Consider the following 1166-nt stretch of genomic DNA (forward strand, 5'->3'; position numbering starts at 1 on the left):
GCGGCCTTGTCGCCGGCGGCCGGGTTGCCCAGCGGCAGCACGAAGGTGCCCTGCTGGCCGGTGTTGCCCACCAGCGGCGCGGGCAGGAAGTGCGGCGCGGGCGAGGCGGCGCTTTCGGCAGCCGAGCCCAGCCGCATCTGCATCGCACGCTGCGGCACGTCCACGATCTTCTCGCGGCGGATGATCGGGTCGATGGCATCGATCACGCCACGGTAGTGGTGTTCGAGCTGGTCGTCGGCGATCTTGTCGCCCTTGAGCGCGCGCACCACCGCGACCGGGTCGGTCGGGTCGGCCACCTTCAGGCCCTTGGCCTGCACCACCAGCGGCGACAGACTGCGCATCGCCGAGCGGGTTTCCATGAATTCCAGCTGCGCACGCTGGATCAGCGTGGCCGGGGCGATGTCGATGCCCACGCGCTTGAGCTGGAAGGCATACAGCGGCTCGGGCAGGCGCGCGTCGGTGCGCGCCTTGGGCAGCACGTCCTTGCGGGTCCAGTCGCGATAGTCGCGCAGCTGGGTGGCCAGGGTCTTGAGCGCCTCGTCGGCGCCGGCCACCTTGTACTTGCCGAACAGCTGCTCGATGCCGCTGATGTAGGTGTCCACGTTGGCCAGCGACTGCTCGACCTCGATCCGGGTCGGCTGCAGCAGGGTCTTGTCGGCCAGGCGCTCTTCATAGCGCTGGCGCGACAGCGTGGTGACCGGCTGGGTGCCCGGGGCCAGGCCGGCATAGGCCTTCACCCGGTCCAGCGCCTTGGCCCGGCGCTCGGCCGGCACCTGGTCGGAGAGCAGCATGTTGATGCCGCTGAACACCGTCTGCGGGGTATCCACCCACGGCAGCAGGTACTTGTCGTTGAGTTCGCTGCCCTCGATGCTCTGGCCGGCGGCGGCGATCATGATGGCCAGGTCCTGGCGCACGTTGGGATCGCGCTCGGTGGCCAGCTTGCCCTGCAGCTCGGTGCGGGCCTTGGCGATGGCCGCGCGGTAGCGGGCGCCGTTGTCCGGGCCGAAGTCGGCCACCTTGTCGTCGTAGCCGGGCACGCCGAAGAAGCCGGTTTCCTCCGGCTGGAACGGGCCCTGCGCATCGAGCAGGATCTGCGCGAGCTGATTGCTGCGCGCGACCCAGGCCGGGCTGGCCGGTGCCTTGCTGGCGGTGGGCGGGGCGGCCAG

Annotated in this window: 1 protein-coding gene; it reads right to left on the minus strand. The window is 70.5% G+C overall.

Features of this window, described 5'->3' with window-relative positions; genetic code table 11:
- Positions 1-1166, minus strand: a 1166-nt coding sequence (locus RSA25_RS18345; protein WP_332810264.1) for a DUF885 family protein, incomplete at its 3' end; no start/stop codon positions are given.

Origin of the sequence: Stenotrophomonas sp., from assembly GCF_036662295.1 — a bacterium.
Lineage (GTDB): Bacteria > Pseudomonadota > Gammaproteobacteria > Xanthomonadales > Xanthomonadaceae > Stenotrophomonas.